The following is a 15343-nucleotide window of genomic DNA, read 5'->3' on the forward strand; positions in this document are numbered from 1 at the left end:
TCGGGCTCCTCTGGGACCAGGCCGCTTCGGGGTCGGCCGGGAACCTCGGCCTCGATCCGCTCGCGATCGGGCCGCTCCGGGGTCAGACCTCCTCGGCCTCGATCCGCTCGTACGCGGTGCGCAGGGCGGCGAGGACGGGGTGGGCCGGGTCGAAGGCGGTGCCGTCGACCGCCGCGATCGGGCGGACGCCGACGCCCGCGTTGAGCGCGAACGCGGCCTCGAACCGGCCCAGGTCCCCGGCGGCGACGGGCCCGCGCCGCTGCGGGCCCGGGTGGGCGCGGCCGAGCAGGGCGGCGGTGACGCCGGGCAGCGCCTCGCCCTCCGGCCAGACCAGCTGCCGCCCGTCGTGGAACCCGACGTTCCAGGTCGCGCCCTCGGTGACCAGACCGTCCGGGCCGACCAGCAACGCGTCGTCGTAGCCGTCGAGTTGCGCCAGCCGGCGCTGCCGGACCAGGCCGAACAGCCCGACGTGCTTCACCTCCGGCAGCTCGCGCCGGTACTCGGTGGTGCGGACCCTCAGGGGCGCGGGTGCCGCTGCCGGGGCCGGGCGCGTGGTCACCAGCAGGCGGGGCGCGGCGTCGGCCCCCGGGCGTTCCAGGCCCAGCGCCGGGTCGAACACCGTGACGCGGACGATCACCGCCGACCCGTCCGCCGGCAGTACGCTGCGGATCCGCCGCCGCAGCACCTCGCGGTCCGGACCGGTGCCGAACAGCGTCCGGCCGTCCCGCACCAGGCGGTCCAGGTGCAGCGTCAGGCCGCGCACCCGGCCGGCCTCGGCGCGCAGGGTGGTGAAGTGCCCGTAGTTCAGCAGCCCCAGGGCCGCGACCTGCCCGGCATCGGCCGGCACGCCGTCGATCTCGATCTCAGCCATCCCCCGAGTCTCCCAGCCGCACCCCCGGGGCGCCGGACACGGGGGAGCCGGCGGCGCGGGGGCCCGTGTCACGGGGGCCGCCCATACGGGAGCCACCGGTACGGGCGGGCTGCTCGAAGTGCTCGATCCGGTACGCCAGCCCCTCCGGTTCGCCGGTGTCCGCCCAGCGCCAGGCCTCGGCCCACCACTGCGGGCCGCGGACCAGGGGGCGGCCGGCCAGGGCGAGATGGAGGGCCAGGGTCGAGCGGGCGAAGGCGTGGACCCAACCGTCGCTCTGCCGGTACGCGGCCGTCTCGTCCAGCCGGAGCCAGCGGCCCTCGCGGCCGGCGGCGAGCAGCGGCACCCAGCCGTGCGGCCCGTCGGCGACCAGCAGGACCAGCCGGTCGTCCTCCTCCGCCACCCGGTAGGGCGGGAGTTGGGGCATCCGGGCGAGGCCGAGGGCGTGCTTCCAGGAGACCGCCCAGAGACCGCGGCGGAGGTAGTAGCGCACGGCGTGCTGCCAGGTCCAGTGGGCCTCCAGCCGGTAGCCGGGCAGGCCTTCGGCGGTGGCGGCCCGGTAGACCTCGTCCAGCGCGGCGGCGGCCAGCCCGCGGCCACGGGCGCAGCGGCGCAGGTAGACGGAGGAGACGGCCAACTGGCCCGGTCCCTTGGTCCAGTTGTCGACCGCCACCGTGCCGACGGGCCGCCCGCCGGTCTCGTCCAGCACCCAGTAACGGCGCCGGTACAGCTCGCCGTCCGGCCACTCCCGGCCGCTCTCGCCGAGCCGTTCGCGCAGCGCCCGCTCGGCGTCCGTGCCCAGATCCTCGGGGTCGACCGGCTCCGCCAGCTCCCCTTCGGCCCGGGACGCGAGGTCCCAGAGCGCGAACCGCCGGCCGTCGCCCTCCTCCACCGCCCGCAACCGGGGCGCCGACCCCAGCCGCTCCTGCGCCCGCTCCACCGCCGCATCCCAGGACCTCACCACGGAGTCCACGATATCGGGCGCCGGCCACCGAACGTGACTCGATCACCACCGAACGTCAGCACGAACGAGGGTGATGGTAGGGGAAACCCGACCCCGGGTCTCGACCTGGCCGTCATGACCCCCGCCCGCCCGCGCCGCTGCAATGGAAGGGTGCTGATCCACCGGGCCGGCAGGCGGCCCACCATCCGACAACTCACCCGCCCCGCGTACCTGTTCGGCCGACGAGCCGGGTGGTTCGCCGGCTGGCTCGCGGCAGCCGGCTGGGCGGGCGCGTTCCCGTTCACCTCCGGGCTCGCGCCGCACCGCAGTTGGGGCGCCGTCGCGGCAACCGGCTATCTGGCGGCGGCCGTTGCCGTGCTCGTGGTGCCCTGGCGGCGGGCCCGGCCGGTGTCGGTGGCGGTCGCGACGGCCGGCGCCGTCGTCGTACCGCTGCTCGGGCTGGCGCTCACCGGGCAGGGGCAGAGCGAGGTCACCGTGATCGAACGGTCGGCCGCGCTGCTCCTGGAACACGGCTCGCCGTACCTGGCCGAGCCGCTGACCGTGACCGACTACACGCCCTACCTGCCGGCCATGGCGCTGCTGGGCCTGCCGCGTGCCCTGCTCGGGGCGGACGGGTGGCCGGCCCGGCTGTTCGGCGATGCCCGGCTCTGGTGCGCCGCGGTGTTAATCGGCTGTCTCTGGGCCACGGGCCGTCCGTACCGGCGCGGGCTCGCCCTGCTGGCCGCCTCGCCGCTGGTCGCGCTGCCGCTCTGCGTCAGCGGGGTGGACCTGCCGATGACCGGTCTCTGCTGCCTGGCCCTCGCCCTCGGCGCCCGGGGCCGCCCGGGCGCGGCCGGTCTCGCGCTCGCCCTGGCCTGCTCGCTCAAGTGGACGGCCTGGCCGGCGGTCGCGGTCACGGCCGCGCTGCTGGCCGCCACCGCCGGCCGGCGGGCCGCGCTGCGCGGGACGGCCGTCGCGGTGGCGGGTACGGCCGCCCTGGTGCTGCCGGTGGCGCTGCGCTCACCCGGTCCGCTGGTACGGCAGGTGTTCGCCTTCCCCACCGGACGCGGCGGGCTGCCGACGCCGGCCGGCAGCCCGCTGCCGGGGCGACTGCTCGCGGACCTCGGCCCGGCCGGCTGGTACGCCGCCGTCGGCCTGCTGCTGCTCGCCGGCCTGGCCGTCGCCGGCTCGCTGGCGGTGCACCCGCCGCGGGACGCCGCGGGCGCCGCCGACCGGCTGGCGCTCGGGCTCTGCCTGGCCTTCCTGCTCGCACCCGCCGGGCGGTTCGGCTACCTGGCCCTGCCGCTCGTGCTCGTCGTCTGGGCCCGGGTACCCGCCGTCCCCCGGCCCTCTCCCCGGACGGCGCCGCTCCCCCGGACCGCGCCGGCCCTCGGCGCCCCACCGGCCTCCCCGCACTCCACCCGCCCCCTGCACTCCACCCACCTCCCGCACTCCACCGACCGCCGAACCGAGGTTGCACCGACTCCATGGCCAGCACACTCGTCGTCACCAATGACTTCCCGCCCCGGCAGGGCGGCATAGAGACCTTCGTCCACGCCCTGGCCACCCGGCTGCCCGCCGGCGAGGTCGTCGTCTACACCTCGGCCGAACCGGGCGCGGCCGCGTACGACGCCGGCCTTCCCTTCCCGGTGGTCCGCGACCGGTCCCGAATGCTGCTGCCGACCCCCCGGGTGACCCGCCGGGCCGCCGAGATCGCCCGCGCGAACGGCTGCGACCGGGTCTGGTTCGGTGCCGCCGCCCCGCTCGCCGCGATGACACCCGGCCTGCGGCGTCAGGCCCCGGGGATCGGGCGGACGGTCGCCACCACGCACGGCCACGAGATCTGGTGGGCGCGCACCCCGGGCGCCCGCCGGCTGTTGCGGCGGATCGGCGACAGCGTGGACGTGGTCACCTACCTGGGCGAGTACACCCGGGCGAGGATCGCCCCGGCGCTCGGACCGCGGGCCCGGCTGGAGCGGCTCGTGCCCGGCGTCGACACCGACCTGTTCCGCCCGTCCGGCGACGGTGCGCGCGCCGGCGGGCCGGTGGTCCTCTGCGTCGCCCGGCTGGTCCCGCGCAAGGGCCAGGACGTCCTGATCCGCGCGCTCCCGCTGATCCGGCGGGCCGCGCCCGGCACCGTCCTGGTGCTGGTCGGACGCGGCCCGGACGAGCGGCGGCTGCGCACGCTGGCCCGGCGGCACACCGAACCCGGGTCGGTGGTCTTCGCCGGCGGCCGGGAGCACGCCGCGACCGCGGCCCACTACGCGGCGGCGGACGTCTTCGCCATGCCCTGCCGCACCCGGCGGGCCGGGCTGGAGGCCGAGGGGCTCGGGATCGTCTTCCTGGAGGCCGCGGCCGCCGGGCTGCCCGTGGTCGCGGGCCGCTCGGGCGGCGCACCCGACGCGGTGCTCGACGGGGTCACCGGCACGGTCGTCGACGGCCGCAGCCCCGCCGCGGTCGCCTCGGCGGTCGGGCGTCTGCTGCGGGCGCCGGCCGCCGAGCGGGCCCGGACGGGGGCGGCCGGACGGCGCTGGGTGCAGCAGGAGTGGTCCTGGGAGACGTCGGCACGCCGGCTGGCCGGGCTGCTCGACCCGGAGCACACGGACGCGGACCACCGTGAGGCGGACCACCGGGACGGGGAGCACCGGGAGGCGGAACGGCTCGGCGCGGAGCACCCCGGGGCGGACCAGCCGGGGGCGGACCGCGCGGACGCGGAACGACCCGCACCGGACCGCGCGGCCGCCGGCGCGCCCTACTCGCCGCGCAGGTGAGCCAGCACGGCCAGCACCCGCCGGTTGCCCGCGGCCGGGTCGAGGTCCAGCTTCATGAAGATGTTGCCGCAGTGCTTGACCACCGAGGCCTCCGTGATGCTCAGCCGCCCGCCGATGGCCTGGTTGTTCAGCCCCTCCGCCATCAGCCCGAGCACCTCCCGCTCGCGCGGGGTCAGCCGGGCCAACGGCCGCTGCGGCGACTGCTGCCGGAGCAGCACCCGGACCACGTCCGGGTCGATCACGGTCTGCCCGGCGGCCACCCGCCGCAGCGCGTCCAGGAAGTCGGCGACCTCGCCGACCCGGTCCTTGAGGAGGTAGCCGAGCCCGGCCGGCTGCGCACCGGCCGCGCCGAGCAGCCGGGTCGCGTACGGGGTGGCCACGTACTGGGAGAGCACCAGGACGGGCAGCCCCGGGTGCCGGTCGCGCAGTTCGAGGGCGGCGCGCAGGCCCTCGTCGTGGAAGTCGGGCGGCATCCGGACGTCGGTGACGACGACGTCCGGCCGGTCCGCGTCCACCGCGGCGGCCAGCGCGGTCGCGTCGCCGACGGCGGCGATCACCCGGTGCCCGCCGCGGGTGAGCAGTTCGACCAGCCCGGCCCGGAGCAGCACGGCGTCCTCGGCGATGACTATCCGGAGCACGGCACCTCCACCCGCAGCCTGGTCGGCCCGCCGATCGGACTGGTCACCATCAGCCTTCCCCTCAGGATCGCCACCCGGTCGGCCAGCCCCTGCAGCCCGGCCCCGGCGGCCGGGTCGGCCCCGCCGCGGCCGTCGTCCGTCACCTGGACCACCAGCCGGCCGCCCTCGATCCGGCCGTGGACGGTGATCGCCGCGGCCCCGCTGTGCTTGGCGGCGTTGGTGAGCGCCTCGGTGACGGTGAAGTACGCCGTCGTCTCGACCGGGCCGGGCAGCCTCGCCGGCAGGTCGATGTCGACCGCGACCGGGATCGGGTGGCGCAGCGCGACCTCGGTGACGGCGGCCGCCAGCCCGTGGTCGGTGAGCACCTGCGGGTGGATGCCCCGGACCAGGCCGCGCAGCTGCTCCAGCGCCTGCCGGGCCTCGTCGCGCGCCCGCTCGACCAGCGCGGCCGCCCGGCCGTCACCGCCGTCACCCTCGCTGCCCCCGCCGTGCCCGCCCAACTCGTACGCGGCCAGACCGAGGGTCATGCTGAGCGCGACGAGCTGCTGCTGGGCGCCGTCGTGCAGGTCGCGTTCGATGCGGCGGCGCTCGGCCTCGAAGGCGTCGACCAGGCGGGCCCGGGAGCGGGTCAGTTCGAGGACCTGCCGGCCGAGGTCCTCGTCCCGGGGGCCGAGCAGGAAGCGGACCAGCCGGACCCGGCCGACGGTCAGCAACGTGCCCGCGTAGGCGCAGAGCAGCAGCCCGGCCAGGCCGACGGCGGTTGCGGGCAGGGCCTCCACCGGGCCCGGGACCGCCTGTCCGGGGATCAGCATCACCGTCTCGGGGGCCAGCGCCCAGACCACGACCGGGGAGCAGACCAGCGCCGCCGAGAAGACCAGCAGGGCGGTGAGGCCGAGGTCCGCGGCGGCCAGCGGCAGCGCGAACAGGGAGGTGTAGCCGAGCTCGCGCCAGGTGGCCCGCTCGCGCAGCCGGGTGCGGAGACGGACCCGGCGGCCGGCCCCGGGCAGCGGGCGGTGCGGATCGGGCACGGGCACCGGCTCGACCAGCCGCAGCCGGCGACGTTCCAGGGCCCCGACCGGCAGGCCGATGACGGCGACGGCCGGCAGCACCAACAGGCCGACGCCGACCACGGACAGTGCGAGGCCCGCCGCCAACAGCACGACCAGGACGACGAGCAGCAAGAGGCCGAGCACCGCTCCGCTGAGCACGTGCGCCCAGCAGCGCCAGGGGGTGGACGACCGGAGGAAGCGCAGCGGCCGCGCACGCAGGGCCGCCCGGACGGCGACGGGTTGCTGTCCCTCGTCCGACCGGTTCTCACCCATCCGGCCAGCCTAACCGACCGTCTGACGGCCCTTCGGCGCAGCGGCCGGGGCGGGCGACGCGGTCGGGGCGGGCGCGGCCGGCTGCCGGGTCAGGGCGACGGCGGCGATCACGGCCAGGCCGCCCAGGAGGGCGTTCCAGCCGACGGGTTCGGCGAGCAGGAGGGCGCCGAGGGCGGTCGACCAGAGCGGGGTGACGTAGGTGACGGCGGCGGCCACGACCGTACCGGCGGTGCGGAGCAGGGTGAGGTTGAGGATGTAGGCGACGCCGGTGCCGAGCGCGCCGAGGGCCAGCAGGGCGGCGGCCGGACCCGCACCCGGCCAGCGCGGGGCGCCGGCGGCGAACGGGGCGACCAGGGCCGACTCGGCGGCGGCGCAGGCGATCTGCACGGCGGAGAGGCCGGTGGCCGAGTGCGGGCGTCCGGAGACGTGGCGGCGCAGGTAGGCGAAGCCGGCGCCGTAGCAGCAGGTCGCGGCCAGGCAGGCGAGGCCGCCGGTCACCCCGCCCGGGCCGGGGCCGCGCCACACCCCGAGGAGGGTCAGCACCCCGGCGAAGCCCAGGCCGAGCCCGGCGAGGCGGCGCGGGCCCGGGCGCCGCTCCCCGGGCACCACGAGGACCGCGAAGACCAGCGTGAACAGCGGGGTGGTCGCGTTCACCACCCCGGCCAGCACCGAGCTGACCCGGGTCTCGCCGTAGGAGAAGAGGGCGAACGGCACCGCGTTGAGCAGCAGTGCGGCCACCGCCGAGTGGCCCCAGGTGGCGAGGTCGCGCGGGGCGGGCTCGCGGCGCAGCGCGAGGATCGCCCAGAGCGCCGCCGCCCCGAGGACGCAGCGCCAGCACGCCACCCACAGCGGGGGCACCCCCGCGTCGACGGCCACCTTGATGAGCGCGAAGCTCGCGCCCCAGATCGCCGACAGTGCCACGAACCCCGGCCACCAGCGCCGCACCCCGACCACTCGTCCTCTCTCCTGCCTTCGCCCACGCGGGCCTTCGCACGAACGGGCCTTCGCACGACGAGCGTTCGTGCCCGTACGCCCGTGTGCCGTGCACTCGTGTGCCGTGCACCCTCGTGCCCGTGGACAGAGGGTCGCCCGAGGCCGGAGCATGAGTCCAACAAGTGGTGATGCCGCACGGATGAGGAAGTCTCATGGCCTCGGAGGTCAATCTCGCCCAGCTCAGGGCGCTGATCGCGGTCGCCGACGCGGGCGGGTTCGGCACGGCCGCGGCGGAGCTCGGCATCAGCCAGTCCGCCGTCTCGCACGCGGTCGCCGCGCTGGAGCGCACCCTCGGCGCGCCCGTCCTGCACCGCACCGCCCCGGCCCGACCGACCCCGCTGGGCGAGCAGATCCTCCCGCACGCCCGGACGGCGGTCGCCTCCGCGGCGGCCGTGCGCACCATCGCCACCCGGCACTCGGGCGGCCTGACCGGCACCGTCCGGCTGGCCGCGCCGACCACCGTCTGCCAGGGCCTGCTGCCCGGACTCCTGCGCGACTGGCGGGCGGCGCACCCCCGCCTCACCGTCAGTGTCTTCGAGGGCGAGGACGACGAGCTGGCCGTCTGGCTGGAGGCGGGCACGGTGGACGCCGCCGTACTGGTGGACGCCGACCCGGTGCCGCCCGGGTCGGTGGCGCTCGGAGCGGACTCGATGCACGCGCTGCTGCGCCGTGACCACCCGCTCGCCGGGGAGCCGGCCGTCGACGTGGCCGACCTGGAGGACGACGACTTCCTGCTCTCCGAGGGCGGTTGTGAGCGCCGCATCCGCGAGGCCTACCGCCGGGCCGGCGTCCGGTTCGCGCCCCGGCACCGGATCCGCGACCTCAACACCCTGATCGGCATGGTGCACGCCGGTGTCGGGGTCTCGGTGATGCCCGCGCTGGCGCAGCCGATGCTGCCGGCCGACTGCGTCCTCGTCCCGATCCGTCCCGCCGTCCACCGGTCGCTGACGCTCACCGGGCCGGGCGGCCGGCCCTGGTCCCCCGCGGTGAACGGGCTGGTGGCGGCCGTCCGCTCGGCACGGAGCTGAGCCACCCGCCGACCGGGCGGCCGGAGCACACCGCCCTTCCCGGCGAAGTCGACTTGACTGTTTCGGGGTTGACGCCCCCTCGGGACAGGTCTATACCAGTGGAGGTCTTCGGCGACGCGGCGTCGCCGTCGGCCTCCCCGGGGCCCGACGCGTCTCCCCCACTGTTGGCGCGGGTGGGCCTCCCCTGCCGTTTCCTTGAGAGGTCTCCCATGGAACGTGCTCTTCCCCCACAGCAGTTGGCACAACAGCCCGGTCGGCAACCCGGGGCGCAGCACCGGCGCAGGCACCCGCGGGCCGTGGTCGCGGCAGTCGGTGTGCTCGGGCTGGTGGCCGGCGGGCTCGCGGCGCTCGCCGGGAGCGGGTCGGCGGCGGCCGCGGTCGACGCGGCGTCGGCCGCCACCGGGCTCGGCAGCAACTGGTACGCCTCGGCGCCCTACCTGATGCCCGAGGACAACAGCCCGCCGGACGCGGCGGCGGTGATGGACGCGACCGGGCAGAAGGCGTTCCAGCTGGCCTTCGTCCTGGACAAGGGAGGGTGCTCGCCGGCCTGGGGCGGCACCTCCTCGATCGACACGGACACCGCCATGCCGGCGGTGATCCAGACGATCCGGGCCAAGGGCGGCGACGTCTCGGTCTCGGTCGGCGGCTACGGCGGCACCAAACTGGGCCAGACCTGCGGAACCCCGGAGGCCACGGCGGCCGGCTACCAGAAGGTGGTCACCAAGTACGGCCTGAAGGCGATCGACTTCGACCTGGAGGAGCCGGAGTACGAGAACACGGCCGCGATCCGCAACGAGATCGGGGCGGCCCGGATCCTCCAGCGGGACAACCCCGGGCTCTACGTCTCGATCACCACGGCCGGGACCAACGCCGGCACCGGGTGGTTCGGGCAGCAGATGCTCAACGAGGCCAAGTCGCAGGGCTTCACGCCGGACAACTACTCGATCATGCCGTTCGACGGCGGGTTCAACGGCGCGGCGGCACAGACCGACGCGCTGGTGAGCTTCAACCGGATCCTGCAGACCACCTTCGGCTGGACCGAGGCCAACGCCTATGCGCACGAGGGCGTTTCGCTGATGAACGGCCGGACCGACGCCGCGGAGTACTTCCGGCAGGCCGACTTCCAGACCGTGCTGGACTTCGCGCTCGCGCACAAGCTGGCCCGGTACACCTACTGGTCGGTCAACCGGGACCGGCAGTGCCCGGGGACGGTCGACCCGGGGCTCTCCGGGTCGTGCTCCAGCGTGACGCAGAACGACTGGGACTTCACCAAGTTCACCGTGCGGTTCGCCGGGGCCACCCCGCCCACCACTCCCCCGACCACCCCGCCGCCCACCAGCTCCTCGCCCGGAGCCTGCACCGATCCGGCGTGGAGCGCCGCCACCACGTACACCGGCGGCGCCAAGGTGTCGTACGGCGGCCACAGGTACCACGCCAAGTGGTGGACGCTGAACGAGAACCCGTCCGCCAGCGGGCAGTGGGGCGTCTGGTCCGACGACGGCCCCTGCTGAGCCCGGGTGGGCCCGCCCGCTGCACGCCACGGCCGGCGGGCGGGCGGGCGGGCCCACCCCTGCACGCCCCCGCCGAACCGGGCCACCACCGCCGAACCGGGCCACCACCGCCGGACCGGGCCACGGCCTCCGGAGCGGGCCACTGCCGCACAACGCCCGAAGGAGGTGTTGCCGTAGCTGGCCCCGCTCGTTGTTCCCGGTATGAGCTCAGACTTCCGGGCGAGCGGCAGCGCCCTTGACGAAACGATTCTGCATGAAGCGGTCCTGCACGACGCGGTCCTGCGCGAATCCCCGATCTTCGCCCGGCTCGCCCTGCTCTGGCTCGACGCCGGACGGATGGTGCCCGGCCGGCCCGACCAGGAGTGGCGCCACCTGACCGAGCCCCCGCAGCTCTTCCGCCACGGCCGCACCGCCGTCGCCCTGCACCCCGGGGAGGACGCATGACCTGCCCGGAGACCCCGCGCGTCCCCTCCCAGCGCACGCCCGCCGGGTCCTGCGCCGTGCCGCTGGAACTCCGGGCCGTCGTCTGCCCCGGCATCACCGTCTCGGTCGCCGCCTGCCTGCGCTACGACCCCGCGGAGCCGTACGCGGTGTACCTGGACAACCACACCGACCTGGACGAGCCGATCACCTGGATGTTCGCCCGCGACCTGCTGGCGGCGGGCATGGACGCCCGGGCCGGCACGGGCGACGTCTCCGTCCACCCGGGCACGGGCGCCACCGCGCAGACTCTCTTCATCGCACTGGGTGGCGAGAACGGCACGGTCGTGCTCCGTGCGGAGGCCGCCTCGGTCAGAGCCTTCCTCGCCGCCACCGAGCGGATCGTGCCCTTCGGCTCGGAGCCCGGGCACCTCGACCTGGACGGACTCCTCCACCGGCTGCTGGAGGAACGACCCCCGGAGCCGGACCGGTGACCGCCCGCACCCGGCCGCCGGCCGCCGCCCCGGAGGCCGCGGGGGCCTTCCGGGTCCGGCCCGCCGTCCGGCCGGGACGGCCCCTGCGCCCGCCCGGGGCCGCTGCCCGGGCGCCCGCTCGCGGCGGCGGCCGCCTACGCGCCGACCTCCGTCATCGTCCGCCATCGGTCCTGACGATGGCGGACGGTCGACGACGGAAACGGGCACACCGTTCCTCCACGGATGTGCTCACCCTGTGAAGTTGACGCGTTCTGACCCCTTGTCAGACCAATCATTCCTACCTACCTTCGTGGATCAGGACTCCGGCCCCATCGGGCCCGGAGGTCCGCGGCGGCCGCAACCCGCGCCGCCGCAGGACGCACGACAAGACCTGGAGGCGTCACATGCCCACAGCCGTGATCGAGATCCGCGACGCGGGACCGCTGGTGGTCGACGACGAGTTCATCCTGTTCGAGGACGACGACCGCAGCGACCACGACGCCACGGCGTGTCTCGCCGACCCGTGGGTGACCGCCACCACCCGCTTCGCCTGCGACCTCTGACGTGACCGAGTCCATCGCCGGCCGAAGCGGATGGTCCGATGACACCTGGTCGTACCTGAACGATCCGCGGATGCCGGCGATGGACCACGGTTGGAAGCTGCACGTCTCGGCCCGGCCCGGCGACCTGGAGGCCGTGACCGGCCTCGTCCTGCCGGTGCTGTCGCGTCACGTCTGCCACGCGAAGTGGGCCCGGAGCCCGGGGACCCTGCGCGAGATCAACTCCGGCGTGTCGAGCGCGGGTGCCGTCGGGAAGGCGATCACGGTCTACCCGGCACCCGGCGTCCTCGTCGGGCTCGCCGACGAACTCGTCGCCGTACTGCGCGGCCGGGAGGGCCCGCAGATCGTCAGCGACCGACGGGTCGATCCGGCCGCCCCCGTCTACTACCGCTACGGGCCCTTCACGGGCGACTACCGGACCGGCCGGAGCGGGCGGCTGGAGTCGGTCATGGTGGGCCCGGACGGCCGGGCGTACGACGGCCTGGCCGGCGGTTCGTACCGCTGCCCGCCGTGGGCCGAGGATCCGTTCGAGAACCGGCCCGGGCACGACGCCGGGCCGCGCTCCTCCGCCGGGTTCGGCGGTGGACGCTACCGGGTCACCGGCGGCATCGTGCGCAAGCCGCAGGGCAACGTCTACCGCGCGGTCGACCTGGTCACCGGGCAGCCGGTGGTCGTCAAGCAGGCACGGGCCTTCGTGGCCGAGGACGAGTCCGGGGCGGACACCCGCGACCGGCTGCGCAACGAGCGCACGGTCCTGGCCGCGCTCGACGCCGTCCCCGGCGTGCCCCGCGCGCTCGACTACTTCCGGCACCGCTCGGACGAGTACCTGGTGATGACCAGCTGCGGCGGGAGGGACCTGCGGCGGGAGGTCCAGGAGAACGGCCCGTACCGGCCCGACCCGGCCCGGCCGACGCGCACGGTGCCCGACCTGGCCGCCCAGCTCCTCCGCGTCCTGGACGGCATCCACCTCCGGGGCGTGGTCGTCCGCGATCTCAAGCCCGGCAACGTGGTGCTCGACGCCGCGGACCGGTGCCAGGTGATCGACTTCGGGATCAGCGCGCTGGACGGCGCCGGCCCGGACGGCTCGACCCCCGGCTACAGCGGCCCGGTCCGCCGCGGGGCCGGCGGCACGGCCGAGGCCGCCGACGACTACTACGCCCTGGGCGCGACGCTCTGCTTCGCCGCCACCGGGATGGAACCGGTGATCGTCGACGCCGACGACGCCGTCAACCGGGACCGCACGCTCGACTGCCTGGCCTGGGCGCTGCCCGGCGACGACCACCGGTGGATCCGGGCGGGGATCGCCGAGCTGATGAGCTTCGATCCGGCCGTGCGGACCGCCGGCGCCGACCGGCTCCGGGCCGCCGCGCCCGGCGCGGCGCCCGGAGTGCCCGCGGCAGTGTCCGGGGTACCCGCGACGGCGGCGGTGTCAGGGGTGTCAGGGCTGTCCCGACCGTCCCGGGGCCCCGGACGGCTCCGCTTCGACGACGGCCTGGCCGAGGAGGTCATCGAGCACACGGCCGCGTTCTGCGTCGACGAGGCCCGCAGGATCGCGGACCCCGTACTCGCCGCCCGCGCGACCATCCCGACGCCGGTGGACGTCTACGGCGGGAGCTCGGGGCTCGGCCTGGAGCTCCTGCACCACCTCCACCGGCCCGGGGTGCGGGAAACCGTGGACGCCCTGGCGCAGTGGACGGCCGGCCAGTCCAGGAACCTGTCACCGGGCTTCTACTCCGGCCGTACCGGCGTCGGGCTCTTCCTCGCCGAGGCGGGGGCGGCCCCGGCCCCGGCGGGGCCCGGAGCCCACCCGGATCACCCGGACCACCCGGACCTTCCGGACGCCCCGGACCTTCCCACCCGCGGACCCGACGGCGGACCGCCGGAGGCGGACCTGATCGAGGGCGTCGCCGGAATCGGCATCGGCCGGCTGCTCCTCGCCCGGCAGGCCTTCGCCGGCGGTGACAGCCGGCTCGCCGACCGGCACCTCGCCGTCGCCGCCGAGTGCGACCGGATGCTGGCCTCCGGCAGGGCCCGGCTGACGCCGGCGGGCGCCGACGGGATCGGCAGCGCCGCCCTGCGCGAGGGACTCGCGCACGGCGACGCGGGTGTCGCGTACTTCCTGGTCGAGTACGCGGGCGCGACCGGCGACCCGGCCGCCCTCCACCGGGCCCGGCGGGCCTGCGCGGACCTCGCCGCCGTCACGCCGGGCATCATCGCCGCGGCGGCCGGCCCGGGGGCGACGCGCCGCTACGGCTCGTGGTGCCGGGGCCTGGCCGGGATCGGGGCGGTGCTCGTCCGGGCCGCCGACCGCCTCGGCGAACCCGGGCACCTCGTCCTCGCCCAGCGGGCCGCGCGCACCTGCTCCGCGCTGGCGCCGCGCATGCCCCTGGTCAACCAGTGCTGCGGCCTGGCCGGCGTGGGCGACCTGATGGTGGACGTCGCCCGGGCGTCGGGGTCCGAGGAGTTCTGGAACGCCGCCGAGACCGTCGCCGCGATCATCCTGAGCCGCAGCGGCGGCACCCCGTCCCGTCCGGTGTTCCCGGACGCCGGACTGGCCCGGTCGAGCGCCACCTGGGCCGGCGGCTCCGCCGGCGTGCTCGCCTTCTTCCGGCGACTGCACGACCGCGGCGGGCCGCGGCTCGGCCTCGTCGACTGACCACCTCCGGGCGCCGGGAAGCCGCCGGCGCCCCCGGGCACGCGCACGGGGCGGCGCAAGTTCTCTGGTCATCCGATAATGCGGGCGGCAGTCTGCCCATGTGCCGCAGACTCGGACCGAGCACTTTTTCAGACCGGAGGATGGCATTCATGGTTGACCGGCCCTTGACGCTGATGGCGGTGCACGCCCACCCCGATGACGAAGCCACCGGAACCGGGGGTGTCCTCGCGCGGTACGCCGCGGAGGGCGTCCGCACGGTCCTCGTCACGTGTACCGACGGCGCCTGCGGTGACGGACCCGGGGGCGTCAAGCCGGGCGAGCCCGGACACGATCCGGCGGCCGTCGCCGCCATGCGTCGTCAGGAACTCGAGGCGAGCTGCGAGGTGCTGAACGTCGGCCACCTGGAGCTGCTGGAGTACGCCGACTCCGGGATGATGGGCTGGCCGGCCAACGACGCCCCCGGGTCCTTCTGGCGGACGCCCGTGGAGGAGGGCGCGGCCCGTCTCTCCGAACTCATGCGCCACTACCGGCCCGACGTGGTGGTGACCTACGACGAGAACGGGTTCTACGGCCACCCCGACCACATCCAGGCGAACCGCATCACGATGGCGGCGCTGGAGATGACCGGGATGTCGCCGAAGGTGTACTGGACGACGGCGCCGCGCTCGATGATGCAGCGGTTCGGGGAGGTCATGCGCGAGTTCGGCGCGGACTGGGAGGAGCCGGATCCGGCGGAGGCCGCCGCGATGCCCGAGATCGGACTCCCCGACGAGGAGATCACCACCTGGGTGGACACCACCGAGTTCGGCGGCCAGAAGTTCGACGCGCTGGCCGCGCACGCCAGCCAGGGGGAGAACATCTTCTTCCTGAAGATGGGCAAGGAGAGGTTCACCGAGCTCATGGGCGTGGAGACCTTCGTGCGCGTCGCGGACACCACCGGCGTGGCCGTACCCGAGAACGACCTCTTCGCCGGACTGCGCTGATCCCGGCACGGCCCCGGCCGCCGTCCGCGGCGGCCGGGGCCGTGGACGGCGGCGGTGCAGACGGTCCGGGTCCTCGGGGTCAGCGGACGTCAGCGGACGTCAGCGGACCTCACCGGACCTCCTCGGACCCAGCGGCCCTCAGCGGTCCTGAGCGGACCTCAACGGGGAATCAACGGG

General features: G+C 75.9%; 14 protein-coding genes. 9 read left to right on the plus strand and 5 right to left on the minus strand.

Features of this window, described 5'->3' with window-relative positions; translation table 11 throughout:
* Window positions 1-82 precede the first annotated feature (82 nt).
* Both J5Y04_RS02720 and J5Y04_RS02725 read right to left on the minus strand, forming a co-directional pair.
* On the minus strand, window positions 83-871 hold the full coding sequence (locus tag J5Y04_RS02720; RefSeq protein ID WP_209409829.1) for an aminotransferase class IV: 789 nt from the start codon (window positions 869-871) through the stop codon (window positions 83-85).
* Window positions 864-1832, minus strand: coding sequence for a GNAT family N-acetyltransferase (locus tag J5Y04_RS02725; RefSeq protein WP_209409832.1), 969 nt, complete (start codon window positions 1830-1832; stop codon window positions 864-866). The genes J5Y04_RS02720 and J5Y04_RS02725 overlap by 8 nt, the downstream gene beginning before the upstream one ends.
* 150 nt (window positions 1833-1982) lie before the next feature.
* Here J5Y04_RS02725 and J5Y04_RS02730 point away from each other — a divergent pair, with 150 nt between their 5' ends.
* Window positions 1983-3353 (plus strand): glycosyltransferase 87 family protein, encoded by a 1371-nt coding sequence (locus J5Y04_RS02730; protein WP_307852889.1) that lies wholly within the window; start codon window positions 1983-1985, stop codon window positions 3351-3353.
* The gene (locus J5Y04_RS02735; RefSeq protein WP_209409844.1) at window positions 3299-4582 is read left to right on the plus strand and encodes a glycosyltransferase family 4 protein; all 1284 of its coding nucleotides are present in this window, start codon (window positions 3299-3301) and stop codon (window positions 4580-4582) included. The genes J5Y04_RS02730 and J5Y04_RS02735 overlap by 55 nt, the downstream gene beginning before the upstream one ends.
* On the opposite strand, the gene J5Y04_RS02740 is transcribed toward J5Y04_RS02735, so the two are convergent.
* From J5Y04_RS02740 to J5Y04_RS02750, 3 genes are read right to left on the minus strand one after another with little or no spacing between them, the layout of a single operon-like run.
* Window positions 4564-5220, minus strand: a complete 657-nt coding sequence (locus tag J5Y04_RS02740) for a response regulator transcription factor (protein WP_209409846.1) — start codon at window positions 5218-5220, stop codon at window positions 4564-4566. The genes J5Y04_RS02735 and J5Y04_RS02740 overlap by 19 nt on opposite strands.
* Window positions 5208-6542 carry a sensor histidine kinase gene (locus J5Y04_RS02745; protein WP_209409848.1) on the minus strand — a complete coding sequence of 445 codons (1335 nt, stop codon included), beginning with the start codon at window positions 6540-6542 and terminating at the stop codon, window positions 5208-5210. The genes J5Y04_RS02740 and J5Y04_RS02745 overlap by 13 nt, the downstream gene beginning before the upstream one ends.
* 9 nt (window positions 6543-6551) lie before the next feature.
* Window positions 6552-7496 (minus strand): DMT family transporter, encoded by a 945-nt coding sequence (locus J5Y04_RS02750; RefSeq protein WP_209409850.1) that lies wholly within the window; start codon window positions 7494-7496, stop codon window positions 6552-6554.
* 191 nt (window positions 7497-7687) lie between these two features.
* Here J5Y04_RS02750 and J5Y04_RS02755 point away from each other — a divergent pair, with 191 nt between their 5' ends.
* The 7 genes from J5Y04_RS02755 to J5Y04_RS02785 all read left to right on the plus strand — a co-directional run bounded on the left by J5Y04_RS02755 (window position 7688) and on the right by J5Y04_RS02785 (window position 15166).
* The gene (locus tag J5Y04_RS02755; RefSeq protein ID WP_209409852.1) at window positions 7688-8563 is read left to right on the plus strand and encodes a LysR family transcriptional regulator; all 876 of its coding nucleotides are present in this window, start codon (window positions 7688-7690) and stop codon (window positions 8561-8563) included.
* Between the two features lie 296 nt (window positions 8564-8859).
* Complete coding sequence (locus tag J5Y04_RS02760) at window positions 8860-10074, plus strand: chitinase (RefSeq protein ID WP_307852891.1); 1215 nt, start codon at window positions 8860-8862, stop codon at window positions 10072-10074.
* Window positions 10075-10275: 201 nt separating this feature from the next.
* Window positions 10276-10518, plus strand: coding sequence for a hypothetical protein (locus J5Y04_RS02765; RefSeq protein WP_209409855.1), 243 nt, complete (start codon window positions 10276-10278; stop codon window positions 10516-10518).
* Window positions 10515-10988: an SsgA family sporulation/cell division regulator gene (locus J5Y04_RS02770; RefSeq protein WP_209409857.1), complete on the plus strand. Its 474-nt coding sequence runs from the start codon at window positions 10515-10517 to the stop codon at window positions 10986-10988. The genes J5Y04_RS02765 and J5Y04_RS02770 overlap by 4 nt, the downstream gene beginning before the upstream one ends.
* A gap of 383 nt (window positions 10989-11371) precedes the next feature.
* On the plus strand, window positions 11372-11530 hold the full coding sequence (locus J5Y04_RS02775; protein WP_209409859.1) for an SflA family class IV lanthipeptide: 159 nt from the start codon (window positions 11372-11374) through the stop codon (window positions 11528-11530).
* Between the two features lies 1 nt (window position 11531).
* Window positions 11532-14183, plus strand: coding sequence for a class IV lanthionine synthetase LanL (lanL, locus tag J5Y04_RS02780; protein WP_209409862.1), 2652 nt, complete (start codon window positions 11532-11534; stop codon window positions 14181-14183).
* Between the two features lie 149 nt (window positions 14184-14332).
* Window positions 14333-15166, plus strand: coding sequence for a PIG-L family deacetylase (locus tag J5Y04_RS02785; RefSeq protein WP_209409871.1), 834 nt, complete (start codon window positions 14333-14335; stop codon window positions 15164-15166).
* The last annotated feature ends 177 nt before the right edge of the window (window positions 15167-15343 follow it).

Source organism: Kitasatospora sp. RG8 (genome assembly GCF_017813315.1).
GTDB lineage: Bacteria > Actinomycetota > Actinomycetes > Streptomycetales > Streptomycetaceae > Kitasatospora.

Coding starts and splice junctions, on each gene's coding strand:
- J5Y04_RS02720 (WP_209409829.1), bottom strand. CDS start 871: ATGGCTGAGATCGAGATCGACGGCGTGCCGGCCGATGCCGGGCAGGTC.
- J5Y04_RS02735 (WP_209409844.1), top strand. CDS start 3,299: ATGGCCAGCACACTCGTCGTCACCAATGACTTCCCGCCCCGGCAGGGC.
- J5Y04_RS02745 (WP_209409848.1), bottom strand. CDS start 6,542: ATGGGTGAGAACCGGTCGGACGAGGGACAGCAACCCGTCGCCGTCCGG.
- J5Y04_RS02755 (WP_209409852.1), top strand. CDS start 7,688: ATGGCCTCGGAGGTCAATCTCGCCCAGCTCAGGGCGCTGATCGCGGTC.
- J5Y04_RS02765 (WP_209409855.1), top strand. CDS start 10,276: ATGAGCTCAGACTTCCGGGCGAGCGGCAGCGCCCTTGACGAAACGATT.
- J5Y04_RS02770 (WP_209409857.1), top strand. CDS start 10,515: ATGACCTGCCCGGAGACCCCGCGCGTCCCCTCCCAGCGCACGCCCGCC.
- J5Y04_RS02775 (WP_209409859.1), top strand. CDS start 11,372: ATGCCCACAGCCGTGATCGAGATCCGCGACGCGGGACCGCTGGTGGTC.
- J5Y04_RS02785 (WP_209409871.1), top strand. CDS start 14,333: ATGGTTGACCGGCCCTTGACGCTGATGGCGGTGCACGCCCACCCCGAT.